Source organism: Mucilaginibacter sp. 320_HR (genome assembly GCF_059691875.1).
On sequence record NZ_JCAWAI010000004.1, the window covers coordinates 37,478 to 56,622 of the forward strand.

At 38.2% G+C, this 19,145-nt stretch carries 17 protein-coding genes; 1 reads left to right on the forward strand and 16 read right to left on the reverse strand.

The genetic code is table 11. The annotated features are described in order from the left end of the window. Positions 1-34 precede the first annotated feature (34 nt). Genes AC59GT_RS14710 through AC59GT_RS14730 form a run of 5 tightly spaced genes read right to left on the reverse strand, consistent with a single transcriptional unit; the run spans position 35 to position 4,890 of the window. Complete coding sequence (locus AC59GT_RS14710; protein ID WP_497238331.1) at positions 35-919, reverse strand: SMP-30/gluconolactonase/LRE family protein; 885 nt, start codon at positions 917-919, stop codon at positions 35-37. 23 nt (positions 920-942) lie between these two features. Next, positions 943-2,013: an NAD-dependent epimerase/dehydratase family protein gene (locus AC59GT_RS14715; protein WP_497238332.1), complete on the reverse strand. Its 1,071-nt coding sequence runs from the start codon at positions 2,011-2,013 to the stop codon at positions 943-945. An 11-nt stretch (positions 2,014-2,024) separates the two neighbouring features. Beyond that, positions 2,025-2,771 (reverse strand): WecB/TagA/CpsF family glycosyltransferase, encoded by a 747-nt coding sequence (locus tag AC59GT_RS14720; RefSeq protein WP_497238333.1) that lies wholly within the window; start codon positions 2,769-2,771, stop codon positions 2,025-2,027. Next, a complete protein-coding gene (locus AC59GT_RS14725; protein ID WP_497238334.1) occupies positions 2,768-3,661 on the reverse strand; it encodes a glycosyltransferase family 2 protein in 894 nt (297 codons plus the stop codon). Before AC59GT_RS14725 ends, AC59GT_RS14720 begins: the two co-directional genes overlap by 4 nt. Further along, a complete protein-coding gene (locus AC59GT_RS14730) occupies positions 3,661-4,890 on the reverse strand; it encodes a glycosyltransferase (RefSeq protein WP_497238335.1) in 1,230 nt (409 codons plus the stop codon). The genes AC59GT_RS14725 and AC59GT_RS14730 overlap by 1 nt, the downstream gene beginning before the upstream one ends. A 254-nt stretch (positions 4,891-5,144) precedes the next feature. Between AC59GT_RS14730 and AC59GT_RS14735 the strand changes: the two genes are divergently transcribed. Then, on the forward strand, positions 5,145-6,284 hold the full coding sequence (locus AC59GT_RS14735) for an endo-1,4-beta-xylanase (protein WP_497238336.1): 1,140 nt from the start codon (positions 5,145-5,147) through the stop codon (positions 6,282-6,284). A gap of 11 nt (positions 6,285-6,295) precedes the next feature. Here the strand turns inward: AC59GT_RS14735 and AC59GT_RS14740 are convergent, their stop codons facing one another. From AC59GT_RS14740 to AC59GT_RS14790, 11 genes are all read right to left on the reverse strand, one after another. Continuing rightward, a complete protein-coding gene (locus AC59GT_RS14740) occupies positions 6,296-7,087 on the reverse strand; it encodes a motility associated factor glycosyltransferase family protein (protein ID WP_497238337.1) in 792 nt (263 codons plus the stop codon). A gap of 27 nt (positions 7,088-7,114) precedes the next feature. Continuing rightward, on the reverse strand, positions 7,115-8,263 hold the full coding sequence (locus AC59GT_RS14745; RefSeq protein ID WP_497238338.1) for a hypothetical protein: 1,149 nt from the start codon (positions 8,261-8,263) through the stop codon (positions 7,115-7,117). Positions 8,264-8,492: 229 nt separating this feature from the next. Next, positions 8,493-9,884 carry a hypothetical protein gene (locus tag AC59GT_RS14750; protein ID WP_497238339.1) on the reverse strand — a complete coding sequence of 464 codons (1,392 nt, stop codon included), beginning with the start codon at positions 9,882-9,884 and terminating at the stop codon, positions 8,493-8,495. A 79-nt stretch (positions 9,885-9,963) separates the two neighbouring features. After that, positions 9,964-10,695, reverse strand: a complete 732-nt coding sequence (locus tag AC59GT_RS14755) for an acyltransferase (RefSeq protein ID WP_497238340.1) — start codon at positions 10,693-10,695, stop codon at positions 9,964-9,966. A gap of 49 nt (positions 10,696-10,744) precedes the next feature. Beyond that, positions 10,745-11,485: an SDR family NAD(P)-dependent oxidoreductase gene (locus AC59GT_RS14760; protein WP_497238341.1), complete on the reverse strand. Its 741-nt coding sequence runs from the start codon at positions 11,483-11,485 to the stop codon at positions 10,745-10,747. Between the two features lies 1 nt (position 11,486). After that, positions 11,487-12,422 (reverse strand): phosphoglycerate dehydrogenase, encoded by a 936-nt coding sequence (locus tag AC59GT_RS14765; protein WP_497238342.1) that lies wholly within the window; start codon positions 12,420-12,422, stop codon positions 11,487-11,489. Next, positions 12,422-13,105: an acylneuraminate cytidylyltransferase family protein gene (locus tag AC59GT_RS14770; protein ID WP_497238343.1), complete on the reverse strand. Its 684-nt coding sequence runs from the start codon at positions 13,103-13,105 to the stop codon at positions 12,422-12,424. Before AC59GT_RS14770 ends, AC59GT_RS14765 begins: the two co-directional genes overlap by 1 nt. A gap of 43 nt (positions 13,106-13,148) precedes the next feature. Next, complete coding sequence (locus tag AC59GT_RS14775; RefSeq protein ID WP_497238344.1) at positions 13,149-14,105, reverse strand: glycosyltransferase family 2 protein; 957 nt, start codon at positions 14,103-14,105, stop codon at positions 13,149-13,151. Positions 14,106-14,158: 53 nt separating this feature from the next. Continuing rightward, entirely contained in the window at positions 14,159-15,556 is a 1,398-nt protein-coding gene (locus tag AC59GT_RS14780; protein WP_497238345.1) for a UDP-glucose 6-dehydrogenase, read from the reverse strand. Positions 15,557-15,686: 130 nt separating this feature from the next. Continuing rightward, positions 15,687-18,095, reverse strand: coding sequence for a GumC family protein (locus AC59GT_RS14785; protein ID WP_497238346.1), 2,409 nt, complete (start codon positions 18,093-18,095; stop codon positions 15,687-15,689). A 16-nt stretch (positions 18,096-18,111) separates the two neighbouring features. Then, complete coding sequence (locus AC59GT_RS14790; RefSeq protein ID WP_497238347.1) at positions 18,112-18,882, reverse strand: polysaccharide biosynthesis/export family protein; 771 nt, start codon at positions 18,880-18,882, stop codon at positions 18,112-18,114. Between the last annotated feature and the right edge of the window lie 263 nt (positions 18,883-19,145).

Consider the following 19,145-nt stretch of genomic DNA (forward strand, 5'->3'; position numbering starts at 1 on the left):
TTACATTTCCCACAGATGATTATGGTAAAACTTTTTACAACTGACCAGAATCAAAACTATAACTACGACATCCTTTAATTTCAGTATGTGCAACAAACAGTGAACCGCTCAACGGATACATGTTCAACTCCTCCTCAGTCATTTCGCAACTTGCTGTTGTTATATAAAGATCAGTTAAATCTTTACCGCCAAATGTACAAGAGGTTACTTTAGGCACAGGAACATTGACCTTATCTAGCAACTTGCCAGTCACCGGGTTGTATCGTGCAACACCAAATCCATCCCAAAGTGCTATCCAAAGCATCCCTTCGCTGTCGATAGTCATGCCGTCAGGGAAACCATCTTCAGAAGGAATATTAATCGAAATGCGCTTATTAAATATATTCCCGTTGGTTTTATCAAAATCAAATTGTGCAACTTGTCCGGTTGGAGTGTCAATGTGATACATCAGGTTACTATCCGTAGACCACGCAATTCCATTCGAGATTGTCAAACCCTCCAATTTTTCTTCCAGCTTAAAATTGTTTGTTAAGCAATATAGCTTGTTATCGCTGGTGGCGTTCTCTATTGTTAATGAACCCACCCAAAACCGTCCTTGCGGATCACACTTTCCGTCATTAAAACGCTTATTATTCTTATGAATATCCGTTTTTAGCTTGTAAATTATATTTCCACTGGTCAAATCCAAGTATGCAATACCATCTTCTAGTGCCAATAAAACCGTATCATCGCTAGATGATGGCACCACAGTGCCGATCCTTTTCTTCGTGTCGTAGGACTGATTCTTCTGGGTAAACGGATCGTATACATTAAATGAGCGGCCTTCAATATCTACCCAGTAAAGCTTTTTACTGTTATGGTGCCAAATGCTACCCTCCCCTAATAGGCCTCTAGTCTTGAATAACAAATTGGCATTCATACTTCTGCGAAAACTTGAGAGTATTAGGAATTGGTTAATCGCGATAACATGCTATCATGAATTTGACCAAGAGTCGCGGTTAAATCGTAAGTCCAGTACCATTCCGGATAATGGTTTATAAATTTAGATAAATCACTTACGTACCATATATGATCTCCAATTCTATTTGTTTCGGAATAGCTGTAATCCATTTTGTTGCCTGTAATTTCCTCGCAAATAGTTATGGCTTCCAACATAGAGCAGTTTGCATATCTTCCTCCCCCGGCATTATAAACCTCGCCCGCTCTTGGATTTAGATAAAAGTGCCAAAACATATTTACTAAATCAAAACTGTGAATGTTATCTCTAACTTGTTTTCCTTTATATCCAAAAATTGTATAATGGTTACCCGTAATTGCGCACTTCATTAAATAAGAAAGGAACCCATGCAATTGCGCTCCGGAGTGATTTGGACCAGTTAAGCAGCCTCCTCTGAAAACACCAGTTTTCATCCCGAAATAACGACCGTATTCCTGTACTAATACATCAGCGGCTACTTTAGATGCACCGAAAAGGGAATGCTTTGTATGATCTATACTAAGATGCTCATCTATGCCGTTTTTAAAATATTTATGATCTTCAGCTATTTCCCAGCGAGTTTCTGTTTCTACTAGAGGTAAATAATTTGGATTATCACCATATACTTTATTAGTTGATGTAAATATAAATACTGCGTCGGGACAATTTTGCCGAGTTAATTCGAGCATGTTAAGGGTTCCATTAGCGTTGACCGTGAAGTCAGTAAATGGCTCCCTGGCAGCCCAGTCATGACTTGGTTGGGCCGCTGTATGAACCACTAGCTTAATATCGGATTTATATTCTTCGAATATTGGGCTTAACTCCTCAATATTTCTAATGTCGGCATTATAATGCCTATAGTTTGAATGCATTTCCGCAAGTCGGCTTCTATTCCATTCTGTACTGCTTTCAGCACCAAAAAAATATTGACGTAAGTTATTGTCTATACCGACTACTATATCGAATTTGTCTGCGAAAAACGCTACTGATTCACTTCCTATTAGGCCAGCAGAGCCTGTAATTAACGCAATATTCATATTACCTCTATTTAGTTAACAATTTTTAATTTTTTTCCTACAAAAAGCATTACGAATTTAGAATTCGTAAATAAATAACGTTTCCAAAGTCGTTGCGGTTCACTTATAAGACGAAACAGCCATTCGAGACCATTGTCTTGCATCCAGGATGGAGCTTGTTTTAACGTGCCGGCATGAAAATCAAAGGCTGCACCAACTGCCATCATTGCCGCATTCACTTTACCTAAATGTTCTGATACCCAAATCTCCTGTCTTGGGCAGCCTCTTCCTACTAATACAATATTTGCACCTGATCGATTAATTTTTTCAATATCTAGCAAATCTTCTTCGGCAGTAGCGTTTCTAAATCTATCCGGATGGATTCCAGCTATTCTAATATTGGGAAACCAAGCGTTAATATTTCTTTCGAATGCATCTAAGGTTGTTTGTTTACTTCCATAAAGATAAACCGAAAGTTTTTCTTTGTCAGCTTTCTTTAGCACTTCTAAAGTTAAAGTAGGCCCGTATACTCTATCCTTTAGAGCAGCTTTGTGGAAGCTATTCATCGCCCATTTTACTGGTTGTCCATCGGGTACTATCAAATCAAGCTTATTAATTTGATTCTTTAATTGATTATTATTATAACATTCAATTAAGCCATGAACCGCAAGTGCAGACACGCCAAATGAATTGTTGCATTTAGCATTAGCTATAATGATATCTGAAGCTTTTTCATAATCAGTTATAGTGTATTTTACTCCAAAAATATCAACTTTCATTGCCTATTTAAATTAAAAATTGTTTTGAAATAGCGTTTGAAAAAACTAATATTAATAACAATCAAATTGGCAACTAAATAAGCAGGCCATTTTCCTTTGTATATTATTTTAGACCTGTTGTAAAGAGTTTGCAGATGATTAGCAGATCTAAGGGTGCCGAAGCTATGATAAAACTCTCTAAAACTCACTTTCGAGTTTATTTGACCAATACCTGATGCGGATTCGTCAGTGTAAATAACAGCGTTAAGGTTTATAAATACTTTAAAACCATTATTCTTGGCCCGTCTAATAAACTCCTGATCACTGTGATAATGAGGAAGCTTTTCAAAGTTATAAAGTCCTATTTTTTCGAAGACATTCACAGGTATTAAAACACCTTTTCCGCTTAACGAATCTACTTCTATAATCTTTACATTAATCTTTGTGGAATCTTCACCCCATGAAAAAGCAGGTGAATGATACAACGAAAAGGGAAATCTATTGCGCTGTTTAAATGCAGTAGGCTCAAGCAGGTGCTTGTCTTTTTTAAAATAGTTGCCACCCGCAACAATAGAACCTGGATGAGCATCTGCAAAGTTAACAAGAGTTTGCAGGGTGTTAGAAGTTAATTCAGTATCGTTATTAAGGGTAAACACATAATCGCCTGGGCTGGCAATCTCAAGTGCATACTTAATACACATATTTGTACCACCTGTCCACCATAAGTTGCCGTCGCCCTTTACTACAACAACTTCCTTTGCATGTGTTTCCAGATATTCTGCAGTACCGTCTGTCGAATTATCATCACAGATAATAATTTTATAATTTGAATACGATTGTTCTCTGATGCTGTTTATGCAATCAATTGTATAGTTAAGCCTATTAAAAACCGGTATACAAATAAAAACCATTATGCTATTTTTTCTAATGTAGGTTCAATATATACTTTTAACAACTCATTCAACACAGCATCATAATATTCAGGCGAAAAGAACGACCTCAATTTAAAATTTAAGTTATTAGTTTGATGGTCCGAAACCTCTTGCTTGTGAATTAATAGATTAAGGGCCTTTGCTGAAAAGTCGTTTTTGGAGTCGGCTATGTTAAACACGAGTTTAAATTCAGGCGGCAAACCCTTTATTGCAGCAGATGTGCAAACAACAGGTACATCTTCAAATAGCTGTTCAACTGTTTTTAAATTAACTCCGCTACCAAACAACGTTGGGTTAATCAATACTTTGCTCTGCGAATAAATCTCGTTAACACTTACGGGGTTTGCCATTAATGTAATGTTGTTTGCTTCACACATACTTACAACTTCGGGGGTTGGTTTCGAGCCTGCAATGCACATTCTCACGCTGGGTAATTGCTGTTTTATTAACGGCAAAACGTCATTTATGAACCAACTCAAGCCTTTGATGTTATTTGGATTGTATAAATTACCTACATAGCACAGCTCGTATAATTTATGTTGTTGGGATAACGGTAATCTGTTTGGGTTGTCAAAAAACACAGGTGGGGACCATCTGATGTTTTTTATGCCTTCACTTTGCCAAAAAAGCACGTCATCCATGGAAATGTCAAGAATACCGTCCGCCTGCACAAACATTTTCTTTTCGTATTTTTTCAAGCTGAAGTAAGTCCCTCCAATCTTAAAAACTGATTTTAGATTGGTGGCGTTCTGTAGTTGTTTTTTCACATATACATGTTCAACATTATGTGACCTGATGAAAAAAGGAACGGCAAGTTTTTTAGCGAAATATAGTGTTGTTTCTGCCGCAAAGACCGCATCAGATAAAAACACATCAGGTTTAAAACCTGATATTATATTTAATAACTCGTTTTTCTTGTTTGTGGTAAGCTGACACTCCGTTACAATGTTAGGCTGAAAAGGTAAAAGCGCAAGCTTTTTAGTAAGGTTCCAAAAACGACTTAATAAGTTATTTTTTCTTTTAAATACAATTAACTTATTAACTATTTCGTTTACTGCGGCTATACTTTCTTCCTTTTGATTGTCTTCATAAATAGACCACGCAATTAAAAACACTTCATGTCCTAATATGTGTAAAGCTTTTAAACGGTTCCAAATATCAATTCTGCCGCCGTTATTAGCAGGATAAGGAAACTCATGTGTAAACATTACGATGCGCATGCTTTACAAAAATAAAAAAAAATTGATAATATGGTTGAACTATTTTAATAATAAAGCCCTTATTTCGTTATTATTTTCAACATCTCATTATAAAGTTTAAATCTGGTATAATTGATAGATAAATACAGTGGTGTTAATGCTCCGATTAATAAGAGTTCATAGGTGTACATAATTCGGTTGACTATAAACCGTTATAAAATGAGTGTTATATGCCTTTTAAATTAATCTTAAAGAAATTTTGTATGGAGTCTGTAAATAAATTTGAATACAAGCAAGATCGTCGTGAGTTTCTCAAAACATTTAGTGTAGCTCTTTTAAGCGGAGTGGCAGGTACGTTAACCGCCGACGCGTTTTCCGCTGATTTGGCGATGGGAACGCTTAAGAGTGCAGCGAAATTAGTAGGAGTACATTACGGCGCGCATAATGAGGAAGATTTTGCAAATACATCGCCGCTGTTTAGGGCTTTATTTGCAAACCAATGTGAATTCTACGCTCCAAATTTCACATGGTCTTCGTCATTTCCTCAGAAACTTAGCCGGACTTTTTCGTGGCAAGATCCTAACATCTCCTTTGCACTGCAAAATTCAATGCGCTTAACCGGTGGCCATATCGTTTGGCATGACGCATGTCCTAAATGGTTTGCTGATGCAGCCCAGCCCGAAGAAGCTATTTCAGATTACGCTATGGCCTTGTATAGGCAGTACGGAAGTAAGATGTACTCATGGAACCCCGTTAACGAAGGTATAAACGTGGAGGACGGTATGCCTGGCGGCTTGCGCAATTCGCCATTTTTAAAGAAAATGGGTCCACGCTATATAAAAGTGGCTTTTGAAGCGGCAAAAGCAGCAGCCCCCAACGTTATGAGGGTGTATAACGATTATGGAATGGAGATGGATAATTCTTACCAGCAAAAAAGGAGAGATGCGCTAATGAGATTGCTGGATAAGTTTCAGGCCGAGAATATCCCGGTTGATGCTGTTGGTCTTCAATCTCATTTGCGGTTGGACGGCAGCCGGTTTAACCAGAGTTTATATAGCAGTTTTCTAAAGGATATAAGCAGTCGCGGATATAAAATACTAATTACAGAACTTGATGTGTTTGATTTTAGCACCCGCAACGCTGCAAACAACGAGAGAGATGGCGAGGTTGCAGGCCTTTATAAAGATTTTTTAGACGTAGCTTTGAATGAAACTGCCGTTAAAACATTGGTAACCTGGGGTATTTCTGATAAATACACATGGCTAAATGCAAAATTTAAGCATGTTCGTAAAGATGGGTTACGAACAAGGCCACTGTTATTTGATGAAAATATGAGGCAAAAATCGGCTTATAGTACTTTGCTAAATGCATTTAAGAATGCACCCAAAAGGCAGCTTTATTAGTAACGACCAACTTACTCAAAGTAATTTTCTATCTCTTTTCTATCAAATATTTCCAATTTGCCTCCGCGAGTAGCATTTACAATCGTTCCTCCATTTTTTATGATATACTCTTTGCATATAGAAAAGGAGTGCTCTATTTCTTCAACAATGGGCGGGCACCATGGCTTACCAGAACGGTAATCGGGTATAAAATGATTACCCTCGCCAGATGCAGAGTAGTAAATATCTGTAGATTCGGTTTTAACCATGTTAGGGTAATTGTGGTCAACGCCATATAAAACAAAATCTCTGATACCCATGTGCCAGGCCAACTGTATAGCTACAATTAAGGTGCCGCCACCAGGCATAGCGCCACGATAAATATTTTCGAAAAGTTTATCGTATTGTTGACATAGCCAGGTGAATTCTCCGGTAAAGTTTGGTTTAGTTAACGAGCATATAATAACGTCGGTCTCCGCCTCGTTTACAATTTGTTGTCCGAAGTCGGAAATTGTTTGCCTGTCAGAAGCTAATGTATAAGTGGGCCTAAACGAAGTACTTCCATAAGCTAAACTAAATCTGTTACAGCAAAAATATACCCCATCTCTAAGTTGCTCGAGATCATTGGTGCGTACACTAGGCCCATTACCAATCAAAAAGGCCGTTTTACCTTTGTGTATATCTTTTAGTGATCTAAGTTTCTTTAAGTCTTTGCTTAGAACAATATTCTTTTGGGCTAAATACCCGGTAAACGACGCAACGAGGCGTCTAAACTTAGATTCAAATCGGGAGACTTTTAGTTGATCTGAGGTTATGTTAGCCATACTATATGGTTGTTTGTTATTGATATGTTAAGCCAAGCTATTTGAAACATCTCGATCTTCTGATGAATCGTCTTCTTTCTCAATAAAGCCTAGTGTAATTCTGATGCTGTTTTTTTGAATTAGGTTGGTGTAACTAAAACCTAACAAAGCGTAGCAAACAATAAACGTTGAAAACTGAATTTGTCTGATTAAAGTCTCTGTAGAAGCCAATACAAATATGAAAATCACAATAACAAAATAGAAGTTGTGATTATTTTTGTCACGTAACTTCCGCTTTGCGAAGCTGTTAAACAGCATAGATACTAACCCAATAAAGTAGATATTTATAAAGTATCCAGCATCTAAAAAAAGTTGTAACAAAGTATTATGTGCGTGCTGGTAACGCCCATTTTCTTTTGTAGATAAGAACATCCATTCCGGGATATTGCCAAAATACCCAAACATGTATGTAAAGCTGCCAGAATAATAAAGTTTTAGTATGTTGGTCCAGCCAATGCTTCGGCCATTAGCAGTCACCATTTCTTCTGAGTTATTTCTTACAATTACCGATGAGAATAATGGGTTATTAGATACATCTACCAGCAAAGTAGCTATGGTACCCCAATACATAGGAAGGAAAAGTACACCAAATATAATATAAGCTAATCGCGGGATATTAAACCTGTTAATTAAATAGTACAAGAAAACTGACAAAGCGCTACTAAAAATAAACCCTCGACGGTTAAACACCAATAACACAAAAACAGAAAATACCAGAGAGAAAAAATTTAGGGTTGTGTATTTTTTATTGAAAATAAGATCGAAAAAGGACAGCAAAAATAAAATCGCTACAATTAATGGAGCCTCAACTGTAGTCTTTGTTAAAAAAGAGGGGCTAAGTAAGTTGTAAAATGCGCCAAAACTGAGGCTGCCGGCAACTAAGTAATGTGGAATGAAGACAACAAAAATTGTTAAGATCAAAAAACCAATAGTGGTGTATTTAATATCTTGTAAATACTTGTTTTTAAATATATAATATGATAAGATTAAAACATGGCACAACATTATAAAAAAAAGAGTAATTCCTCTATAAAATACTTGTTGATTGTAGGAGGAAATTAGGTAGTATGCAAGAAAGAAAATGGTAATTAATAACGAAGCACTAAGCCATTGTGCCCGCATTTTTTTATTATACATAAACTTAAAAAATGCATAAATTGACAACGGGAGTAATCCTATAAGTAAGTATGTCTGATTTACAACATCAAGGGAAAACTTGATCAAAAACAAAAGGTAGGTGAAGTACCCGGCTACAAATAAATATCTATAAATTTTCTTATTACCCATTGTAATTGAATTAAGTAGATGGATGTACAGAAGTGCTTTACACCAACATTAGGGTGCACCTGCTTTAGGTAAAACAACTTTAGAACTTTACAAACATTGCTACTGATAAATATAACAAAAACATTAAAGCAGGAACAAGTGAAGTAGACCTCTCGAATTCCCATAACTTCACATTTAACGATGCATATGAATATTTAGCCGCATACCAGGCATAGAACCCCAGGTAGCCTACCAGCATGCTTACAGGAACGGCGTAAATACCAATGTAGCGTGTTAAGATAAGCCCTGAGATAATATATAAAACGCCAGATACTCCATCTGCAATATGAGATATAATGTGGTTTGTTGACATATATACCTGTATGTGCATTGCGCCAAAGCGATGGATAAAAAAAGCAAAGCCCAGTAATAACCACATCTGTTGATTTACAAATTGCACGTTACTATGGATAAGGTGTATTAGTGTGTTTGAAAGGAGGCCTACACAAACAAAACCCAAAATGAAAACCATGTGGCTTAAAAACATCCCCCTTTTTACTGTCTTTAATAGATTAGATGAATCATTTTTAACCCTTAACATAGCAAGGAGGGGTATCTTGCTGTAAAAAGGCGCCATAGAGATGTCTCTTATCTGGTTAATTAATCTTAACGCCAACAAATAAGAAGCAACAGCCGCAGTAGTGCCCACTTGTGCATAAAGTAACCCTGTTAAATTGGTAAGCCCAACAGACATGAAGCCTGATATTCCGCTTCTCCAGGCTGGTTGCCAAATTTTATCAAAAATATCTTTATTAAAGGGCAACTTGTTGGAAACCCTTTTATACAATCTATCATCTACAGTACGGCATAGATACCAATCTCGTATCGTTACTATGAGTACCCAAAATTGGTTTACAATAACAAGATTAAGCAAAGATGGGGCTATATATAACACAATAATACTGGTTACAATGCTGCCTATGGAGGTAAGTGTTTCGATACGGCGCACCAGGGCAATTTTAAAGAGCCCTTCGAGAAAGTTCATGTAAGTTTTCCCATAAAAGCTTAGGCAAGATACCACAAGTACAATTCCCCAGCTCCACCAGGCTTGTTGAATATTTGATCCGTCATCCACCGGCTTTATCATTGACCAGCTTCCAAAAACCGCCATCAAAATAAATACAATAACTGTTAGCCAAATGTATATCCGATTTTGAGTAGATACCACACTATTAAGCAGGCTTACATTTGGCCCTTCGCTGGAGCCAACATTGCCAGACTTATCGTTTTTATACACGTTAATGTCTTTAGCACCGCTATACGCGTATGATATAATACGTGTAAAAGTCTGTCTAAATCCAAAGTCAGCTATGCTTTGTAATGAAATGATAGTGGAGAAAAGATACCATAATACAACATCGCCGGACGAAAATTGCTTTAATACAAGGGGTAACACCCCGAACAACGTTAAAGCCCTCGTAGAGTAGCTCATCCAAGTCATAAGTGTTGGGGATTCCCAAACTCTTTTCAGCATCTTAAATTATTATTAATTTTTGATCGTCACTTGAAGTTTAAACTTCTTGACAAACATTGGTTCCCGTTGTTAAATCCGTTGCGTTCAGGTTGGGAGCTTTATGATGCCACTTTATTCCACCTTTAATTTTTTTTGCAGGTATACCAGCCGCAATTATCCCTTCTTCAAAAGAGCCTGTCACAACAGACCCTGCACCTATTATTGAACCAGATCCGACATTGGTTCCCTTTAGTATCAAAGAACGGGAACCGATCCAGCAATGATCGCCAATATCAATGCTTTTGGGTGCATTTAATAAAATGCCGCTTTCATTATCAAAAATAGAATGGCTATCTGTAGTACGAGCTTCGATCCCATATGAAAATAAACAATCCTTTCCTATGATAATGTTTGTATTAAAACCTTTTGCTAAAAAATGCGTAAATCCCAAATGGTTACCACCTATAAATGTGTTTTCACCAACTACTATCTGCGAATCTTCCGAATAAATATCAACTGTTGTGTTTTCTAAACGGCAGTTTTTACCAATCAAAATTTTATTGTTTTTACCTGAAATTCTTAATCTACAATTTTTAAGTATCGTACCGCTTGGAATAGAAATAAGAGAATTTTCACCTATAACGGAGAAGCTATTTCCCTTAGTCATTTTTCTTAGAAGACGAAAAATTAATTTATGGAACTTACGGTTCTCGTAAACTAAAACCTGGGGATATAACACATAATGCTTTATAAATTTTTTTACAAATTTAAACGCCGATTTTATACTCATGATAATCTTAATTGATCACTATTAAATCATATTGAGACAGTTATATGTTCTAATCTAAATCCTTTAGTACGTTACTTATCCCGCCATCAATATTAAGATTCGCACCATTAATAAACCCCAGCTTGTCCTCTGCAAGCAGCAAAGCTAGCTGTGATACCTCCTGCGGCTTGCCAATGCGCTGGCTTGGGTGTATCTCATTAAGCATTTGTACTTTTGCTTCGTTGTTATCAAAGCCATCCCTAAGCATTTGAGTATCAATGGCGGCAGGGCTAATGGCGTTAACCCGCACACGACCCTGTAAATCTACAGAGAGTGCCTTGGTAAGGCCCACAAGAGCACTTTTAGAACTTGCGTAAGCTACAAAGCGTTTTTTAGTAAGCTGGTGATGTATGCTGGCAATGTTGATTATTGAACCTTTAGATCTTTCTAACCGGCTTAAAAAATACTGGCTTAGCATCAAGGGACCGGTTAAATTGACATTAAGTGTTTGATTCCAATCTTCTAACCGGATTTCGGACAGGTCACTTAAAATTTGTACCGCTGCGTTATTAACTAATACAAACAGCTCAGGAATCTCTTTATCAAATATGGCTTCCAAGTCTTGTTTATATTGCGGTTCGGTACAATAGCGGTGTAAATCAAACCTGAAAAACTTGTCGCAATAAGCAGGTTGTTCATCTTTAACATCTAAACCTATCACCTCATAATTGTTTTCTTTGAAGGTTTGAGCTAACTGGCTTCCAATGCCTCCCAATACGCCGGTGATAACTACAGCTTTTTTTTCGGCCATGTTATTTTATGTTTAGGTAACCAAATAATATTTCTATGGCCCTCATGCTGGCTCTGATCACGGCTTCTTTGGTGTTAGAGCCGTTATGAGTGCCAAAAATACACTGTTCAAATTCGCGCAACGGGCTATCTGCAGGCAGTGGTTCAGTCTCAAAAACATCCAACCCAGCCGATTTTACCTTGCCAGAGCGTAAAGCATCAATAAGTGCAGGTTCATCTATCAACCCACCACGAGACACATTGATTATAATGACACCATCTTTCATCAACTTGATGCTTTGTTCATTTATCAAATGGTAGCTTGATGGAGTAAGTGCGCAGGTTATAACTACAAAATCGGCTTCGTTTAATTGCTCCGGGAATGCAATAATGTTATCAACCCCAGCTTCTTCAGCACTGAGCTTGGTAAACGGATCGTAAGCATTTATTTTTACGTCAAAGGCTTTCAACCTTTTGGCCGTGGCTAAGCCGATGTCTCCCAAGCCAATAAGAGCTACTGTTTTGCCACCTACAGACATGCCGGGAGGCTTAATCCAATTTCCTTTACGAACTTCACGATCAACTTTGTAACTTTCCCGTGCAAGCCCAGTGAAGTATGCTAAAGCCATATCTGCTACTTCATTGCCAAACATCCTTGGTGTATTAGCTATCGGGATACCTAATTTTTCACAAGCTTTAAAATCAACGTTGTCTACACCCACGCCCCATTTTACAGCAGCAACTAATTTACCGTTCTTGCCTGCAGTAAATACTCGCTCTGTAGCCGGGTCGTCACCAATAATCCAGGCGTCAACCGTAGGCACAAGTTCTACAAGTTCGTCTTCAGTTAATACCTGTACCACGTTAGGGGTTACAAGTTCTAAGCCTTTTTCTTCAAAATGGTGCCTTAGTTGCTCAATTGCTTTTAGCATTGGCGGGCATGTTACCAAAACCTTCATTACTGGATGTTATTTAGTTGTTTGTAAAGCAGTTCCGCCATTATAAAGTTAAGCTCCACATCAATGTCCTGAGCTTCTTCTTCCATCATTTCAAACAGATACGGCCTGTCGCCTATACGGTTATGTTTTCTTGCCAATATATCTTTAGTAAAGAGGTACATGCATGAATTCTCCTCGAAAATAGGCGGAAGATCCTGCGTTCTTAATAAAATGTTGGGGTTGTGGTTAATAGGGCGGGCAAGGCTATCCCAATAACGCACGTTTTTACGTGTAACCGAAAAAAGTGAATCGTACATCGGATACACTTCGAAGAACTTTTTTATTCCTGCTGCAACGGTTTTAGCAGATAAAATGGGGTTTGTGCTATGTGTTTGAAGGTAGAAATCTGATGGTACCTGATTAATAGAATTCATTAGTACATCATTCATAGGAATACTGCCGTCGCGTAGATGTTCTGGCCGCTCAAGTACCAACACTTCCGGGAAAACTTCTTTAGTTTGTTCAATAACGGTGGGACTATCAGTATCTATAACTACTTTATCAATTAGTTCACACTCAAGCAAGGTGCCAACAACATGGTGAAATAAAGGCTTTCCTGCAAAATCGCGGTAGTTTTTTCCAGGAACTCGCTCACTTGAATGCCGCATAGGAACTATAGCGACCAATTTATATTTGTTTGTCATTTATGTAGAAGTTTTGTTACCGTGTTATTTTGCATCAGACTGATTAACTGGCATGGTTTCCTTTTAAGTACACTATTTTTTCAGCATTCTCTCGTTCTTCTACGGTGCTCTTTTTAAGCCCGTTTGGATAATAGAAACGCTGCCGTAAACGTGTATTTACCTCGCCTTGTTTAAATCCTTTGTAGGTGCCCCAAAATTGCATATACCGGAAGCGAACAATCTCTGACATGTTTTTGAATAGTACGCCATCATGTTTCGCGTGTACAAAATCGCTGAAAGTATTAGCAATGTATAATCGGGCAAAGTCCAGAAAACTCATTTTCTGCTTTGGAAAAATCTTTTTCAAAGCTATAGCTTCACGCATATAGCGGTTTTTAATTTTCGAAATAGATTCTTCATGTACATGGACGATAGGAGCATTGGCTTCATAAGCTACTACAAAACCTTTCTGCTCTATTTTTCTTGCCCAGTCAAGGTCTTCAAGTCCGGTTAAACTTTCGTCATACTGTTGTCCTATCCACAATTCTTTACGAATAGCAGCATTAGCGTTGTTGCAAAACGGATGATCCTGATTGTAATTTGAATCATCAGGGAACCATTTTTTAAAAATCTGACTCTCCGAGTACTTTGTTATTTCATTGCCAATTTGCTTACCGTAAACAAGCGCAATATTTTTGTTTTCGAAAGGTTGCAGCATCTTTTTAATCCAATCTGTGTAGACGGGATAGACATGCGCACTCGCAAATAGCAGGTATTTACCTGCCGCTATTTCGCATCCTCGATTGATAGCTCTGCCGAATGAAAACTCTTCAGGACGTATGGTGATTACCTTAGCGCCGTGTTCAAGTGCGATTTTAACAGTATTATCAGTAGAGCCCGAGTCAACTAATATGACTTCCGTCTCAGGATACAAAGTTTGCTTTTTTATACCCTCCAGTAAGCGCCCTATATGTTTTTCTTCATTAAACGATCTTACAATCAAACTACAGGTATACTCCATAATAAGCTATTTAAATCTACTTATCAGTTGAACTCGGTAGTGGCAAATCACAGTTATTTACCTATACTATAAACCTTAAAACCAATTTCGGTCAGTGCTTTTTTGTTCACTACATTTCTGCCATCAAACACAAAGGCTGGCTTAATCATATTGTCGTAAATACGTTGCCAGTCATAAGTTTTAAATTCATCCCATTCTGTCATTACAGCTATTGCATGGGCGCCTTTGCAGCAATCGTAGGCATCTTCATATACGTCCACCAACTCTGCGTTCTTTTCAGCTTTACGAGTTTCCAAATAGTTTAAATCGCCTAGTATTTGGTCTTCAGCAACCTTCGGATCGTAAACAGCGATAGTTGCCTGCTCGTTTAAAAGATCGTCAGCAACATAAATAGCAGCAGACTCGCGGGTGTCATTGGTGTCTTTTTTGAACGCCCAACCGAGGAAAGCAATCTTTTTGCCTGAAATGGTGTTGTAAAGCGTTTTAACAATTTTAGTAGCAAAACGTCTTTTTTGATGATCATTCATGATGATAACCTGTTCCCAGTAATCAGCAACTTGTGTTAAGCCGTAAGACCGGGCTATATATACAAGGTTAAGTATATCTTTCTGGAAGCACGAGCCACCAAAGCCAACTGATGCATTTAAGAATTTCGGGCCGATACGGCTATCGGTACCTATCGAGCGCGATACTTCAGCAATGTCTGCGCCTGTATGCTCACAAAGCTCAGATAATGCGTTTATTGATGATACACGCTGCGCAAGAAAAGCGTTTGCCGTTAATTTAGAAAGCTCAGATGACCAAAGGTTGGTAGTTAATATACGTTCTTTAGGCACCCAATTAGCATAAACGTCAACAAGCGCCTGGATAGCCGCCCGCCCTTCCTCTGTGGTATCACCACCTATCAAAATACGATCCGGAGCATGAAGGTCTTCCACTGCTGTTCCTTCCGCTAAGAACTCAGGATTTGATAGTATTTGGAATTGAACATTGTTGCCGGTATTCTGCAAAATGCTTTTTACAGCTTCAGCAGTTCTCACTGGCAAAGTAGATTTCTCAACAACTATTTTGTCTGTCTTTGATACTCTCGCAATCTGCCTGGCGCAAAGCTCAATGTATTTAAGATCGGCAGCCATTCCCTTGCCGGTACCGTAAGTTTTGGTAGGTGTATTTACCGAAATGAAGATCATCTCGGCGTCAGCAATTGCATCATCAACTTGGGTAGAAAAGAATAAATTTCTGCCTCTTGCTTCTGCTACAACCTCTGCCAAGCCAGGCTCATAAACAGGTATGTTTTCTGTATTTGGATCATTCCAGGCATCTATACGGGCCTGGTTTAAATCAACAACAGTGACTTTAATGTGCGGACACTTTTGTGCAATTACGGCCATTGTAGGCCCACCTACATAACCTGCGCCGATACAGCAAATTTTAGTTATAGCTTTGTTCATTAGGATTGGATTTTTCTTTTGTTAATTAAACCTAAGGTAATTGAACGTAATAGTTGAGCTGAATGTTAGGAGTTTACCATATTACAAGTAAATTATTGCGATAGTAAACTTGTTACTGCACTACTGCAGGTTAAAATCTCCTTAGGAATGTTCTTAGTTTAGAGCCTAAAGTTTCTTTTTCTTTATCAGTGTATGTATTGTAAGAGCTGTAGTAGCTATTGGTATAACCATAGCCATAGTTAAACTGATCTCGTTTGATACCGTTAAATACCAATGTGAATTTAGGGAAACGTTTAGCAGAATCTACGTCATTAATAAAGTCGAGTTCGTCTTTCAATGTATGACCTTGACGAATCATGTAAACTACTGCATCTGCCGTTCTGGAGATGATATAAGCATCAGTAACCAGGTGAATCGGAGGTGAGTCGATAAGTATATCGTCGTAGCTTTCCTTCAGTTTGTTTATAAGGTCATCAAGACGTTCTTTTTCAAGTAATTCTGAAGGGTTTGGCTGTATCGGACCGCAACCTAAAACATCTAACCCTGGAATGCCTGATGGCTGTATAAGCTTAGTAACATCATTAGCTGTTTCAGCCAAATAGTCACTTATGCCCGGGTGTTCAGATGAAAGATTGAATACTCCCGATATTTTTGGCTTACGCAAGTCCATCTCCAAAATAATTGTTTTCCTCGAAGCATAGGCTAAAGTAACTGCAAGATTGGAGCTTACAAAGCTCTTGCCTTCACTACCAACGCTGGAGGTAAATAAGGTTACACGCCCCGAGTTGTTATTTGCGTGAAGGTGGGACAAATTAGTACGTAGCACCCTGAACTGCTCACCAATAACAAATTTTCCGCGTCCTTCTGTAACCACGATAGGGGTGGTGTCTTCCTGGTAAGATAACTCACCAAGTATTGGAACGTTAACAGCATCTTCAATTTGCTTACGATTGCTAATCCGTTCGTTAAGGCTTTCCCTGGCGTAAAGCAATCCAATCGGTGCAGCGAGTCCCAGCAATACTGCAATTGCATAAACTATACCCGGCTTAGGCCACTTGGCTTTACCGGCGTGAGCATCATCAACAATTTCGGAGTCGGACACCGTGGAGGCATACCTTAATGCTACAGACTCACGTTTTTCAAGTAGGTAAGAGTATATCTTTTCTTTACTTTCTTGTTCCCTCTTCATCGCAGTATAAACGCGGTCTTGTTCGGGTATTTTCTTTAGGTCTGATACAATACCGTTATTGAAAGACTGCATTTGAGACCTAATAGCCAGTTGGGATGCTTTTAATGCTTTGACTTTCTCCTTGAAAGCTATTTGTAAAGTTTTGATTTGATCATTTATAGGATCAAACATTGGGTTGCCAGCCGGTATCGTAGCTAACATCTCAGATCTTTTTGTTTGTAAGTTGGTAAGCTTTTCGTAAAGTGACATCAAACTTGGATCAGACAAGTAAGCACTTGTTGGAGGTAGCTTAGTAATGTCATCACCAGATGATCTAAGTGTACGCTCCAAGCCATCAAGTATTTTCAACTGGATTTCGGCGTCATTTAAAGCCTTTATATTAGCCTGTCTTATATCTCTAAAGCCTTGACCTTGTGATGTCACGTCGGTCATGCCCTGGGTGCTCTTAAATTCCTCTATCGCCTTTTCGTCTATGCTTAAATTGCGGTTTAATGAATCTAATCGAGCGTCAATAAAGTCAATTGCCTTTTTAGCATCTTTGTTTTTTGATGACATCGCATCTGCCTTATATTGAGCCATTAACTCATTTAATACATCTTTACCTCGTTCAGGTACCTCGTCTGATGTAGAAAGATTGACAAAAGGAGCATCCTTATTCTCCAACTCAACTTTTACCTTAGAAAGCTGGTTGTCGGTAACCTGATCGGGGTCGTTAACATTGATGTTAATAGTAGCACCCAAATAGCCGCTTATATTATTGGTAGCAGTTAAAGTCCATGTACCGAAAGGGCTTTTCACAGGGCTGCCAAACTTATAGTCCTTATCACCTTCATCAGGATTCGACAAGGTAAAAGTCTGTGAGTCTTTTATTATTACGGTAAGTTTCGCACCATTCCCGTCTATTGTACCAGTTGTTTTTACAAAAGAAAATAGCACCGGACTACGTTTGTAAAGATCCTCTTTTTTACCGTTTATCTTAGTAGAATAGTTGACCCAAAGCTGAAGATCATTTACAACCTTGTACATGATCTTTTTTGATTGCATTACTTCAATCTCGTTCTCGACGATAACCGGAGTACTGATAGGGTCCAGTTGCTGATCCTGGCCACTTTTATTAATAACCGTTCCTTCTGAACTTGTCGGGCCTTTAAATTCCAATGTAGCAACAATTGGATATGTGGGTTTAGATACCTTTAAGTAGAAAAATGCTAGTATAACGAATATGATTACGCCTAATACAAACAGTGGCCAATGAAATAAATATTTTTTTACCAAGTCACCAGAATTGTCGGGATTGGTATCCCCGGCAGGTAAGGTAAAGGTAGTTAATTGAGTTTTTTGCTTGCTCATATAGTAGGATGCTGTATTATCGGGTTAAAAGAATTGCGAGAATTGACAAGGCTGAAACTAACAAGCCAGCTTTTTGGAACGTAGTGCCTTCGTTCTGCGCCCTGGCCTGGTTTGGCTGTACGTAAATCATATCATTATTTTTTAAATAATAATAAGGCGAGTTAAATAGGTTTTTAGATGTGAGATCTAAGGGAACATACGTACGCTTTCCGTCAACTTCGCGCACCAATAATATCTTGCGGATACCTGTTACGTATAAATCACCTGCAAGGCTAAGGGCCTCAGTTACGGTTACCCTTTCGTTGTTAATAGTATAAACTCCCGGTGCTCGTACATCTCCCATAACGCTCACTTTAAAGTTTTGAATTCGGACATTAACCCTTGGCTTGGTTAAATAAGGCAGTAGCTTTTCTTCGAGCAGCTTTGCTATATCGATTGTGCTCATCCCCAATACATTAACATCGCCAACAAGAGGGAGACGTATGTTGCCCTCTTTGTCAACAAGGTAACCTACAACCGCATTTTGCTCGCTTTTATCAAGATTTGTTCCGGAAGGGCGCTCAAGATTGTAGTTGAACAGATACGACGCGTCCGGGTTCATGCTCGTAACATGTATGCCAAGTAAATCGCCGGGCTGGATTGTTAAAGGAGTTTTATTAGTAATATCTTCAGTATGTATGCTGTCTCGGTTTAGATCCTGAAAATAAGGAACGTTTTTGTAGGATGTACATGAAGAAACAAAAAATGCAAGGGCTAAAAAAATAGGTAAGAGATGTTTTAATTTCATATTGATTTAGTTAACTAAAATTGAATAAGTGCGCAATTGTATTTAAGCCATCTACTAATATTACGGCGTCTGCCAAAGGTGGCTGAAATTAAAAAATCGTGCGCTATTAATCAACAGTAGTGTTAAGCTCAGAAATTTGGGGGAAAAACCAAGCAAGAAAAACGGTTGATCTACTCTCATGTTCGCAAATAATTGCTGTGTTGCCAACTTATTTCCATTGCGAAAATAATAAAAAATATGAAATGATGAATTTTTTAAGTTTT

Excerpts from the sequence above, each read along its gene's own strand:
- AC59GT_RS14710 (WP_497238331.1), bottom strand. The coding sequence starts at position 919 with ATGAATGCCAATTTGTTATTCAAGACTAGAGGCCTATTAGGGGAGGGT.
- AC59GT_RS14715 (WP_497238332.1), bottom strand. The coding sequence starts at position 2,013 with ATGAATATTGCGTTAATTACAGGCTCTGCTGGCCTAATAGGAAGTGAA.
- AC59GT_RS14720 (WP_497238333.1), bottom strand. The coding sequence starts at position 2,771 with ATGAAAGTTGATATTTTTGGAGTAAAATACACTATAACTGATTATGAA.
- AC59GT_RS14725 (WP_497238334.1), bottom strand. The coding sequence starts at position 3,661 with ATGGTTTTTATTTGTATACCGGTTTTTAATAGGCTTAACTATACAATT.
- AC59GT_RS14730 (WP_497238335.1), bottom strand. The coding sequence starts at position 4,890 with ATGTTTACACATGAGTTTCCTTATCCTGCTAATAACGGCGGCAGAATT.
- AC59GT_RS14735 (WP_497238336.1), top strand. The coding sequence starts at position 5,145 with ATGGAGTCTGTAAATAAATTTGAATACAAGCAAGATCGTCGTGAGTTT.
- AC59GT_RS14740 (WP_497238337.1), bottom strand. The coding sequence starts at position 7,087 with ATGGCTAACATAACCTCAGATCAACTAAAAGTCTCCCGATTTGAATCT.
- AC59GT_RS14745 (WP_497238338.1), bottom strand. The coding sequence starts at position 8,263 with ATGTATAATAAAAAAATGCGGGCACAATGGCTTAGTGCTTCGTTATTA.
- AC59GT_RS14750 (WP_497238339.1), bottom strand. The coding sequence starts at position 9,884 with ATGAGCTACTCTACGAGGGCTTTAACGTTGTTCGGGGTGTTACCCCTT.
- AC59GT_RS14755 (WP_497238340.1), bottom strand. The coding sequence starts at position 10,695 with ATGAGTATAAAATCGGCGTTTAAATTTGTAAAAAAATTTATAAAGCAT.
- AC59GT_RS14760 (WP_497238341.1), bottom strand. The coding sequence starts at position 11,485 with ATGGCCGAAAAAAAAGCTGTAGTTATCACCGGCGTATTGGGAGGCATT.
- AC59GT_RS14765 (WP_497238342.1), bottom strand. The coding sequence starts at position 12,422 with ATGAAGGTTTTGGTAACATGCCCGCCAATGCTAAAAGCAATTGAGCAA.
- AC59GT_RS14770 (WP_497238343.1), bottom strand. The coding sequence starts at position 13,105 with ATGACAAACAAATATAAATTGGTCGCTATAGTTCCTATGCGGCATTCA.
- AC59GT_RS14775 (WP_497238344.1), bottom strand. The coding sequence starts at position 14,105 with ATGGAGTATACCTGTAGTTTGATTGTAAGATCGTTTAATGAAGAAAAA.
- AC59GT_RS14780 (WP_497238345.1), bottom strand. The coding sequence starts at position 15,556 with ATGAACAAAGCTATAACTAAAATTTGCTGTATCGGCGCAGGTTATGTA.
- AC59GT_RS14785 (WP_497238346.1), bottom strand. The coding sequence starts at position 18,095 with ATGAGCAAGCAAAAAACTCAATTAACTACCTTTACCTTACCTGCCGGG.
- AC59GT_RS14790 (WP_497238347.1), bottom strand. The coding sequence starts at position 18,882 with ATGAAATTAAAACATCTCTTACCTATTTTTTTAGCCCTTGCATTTTTT.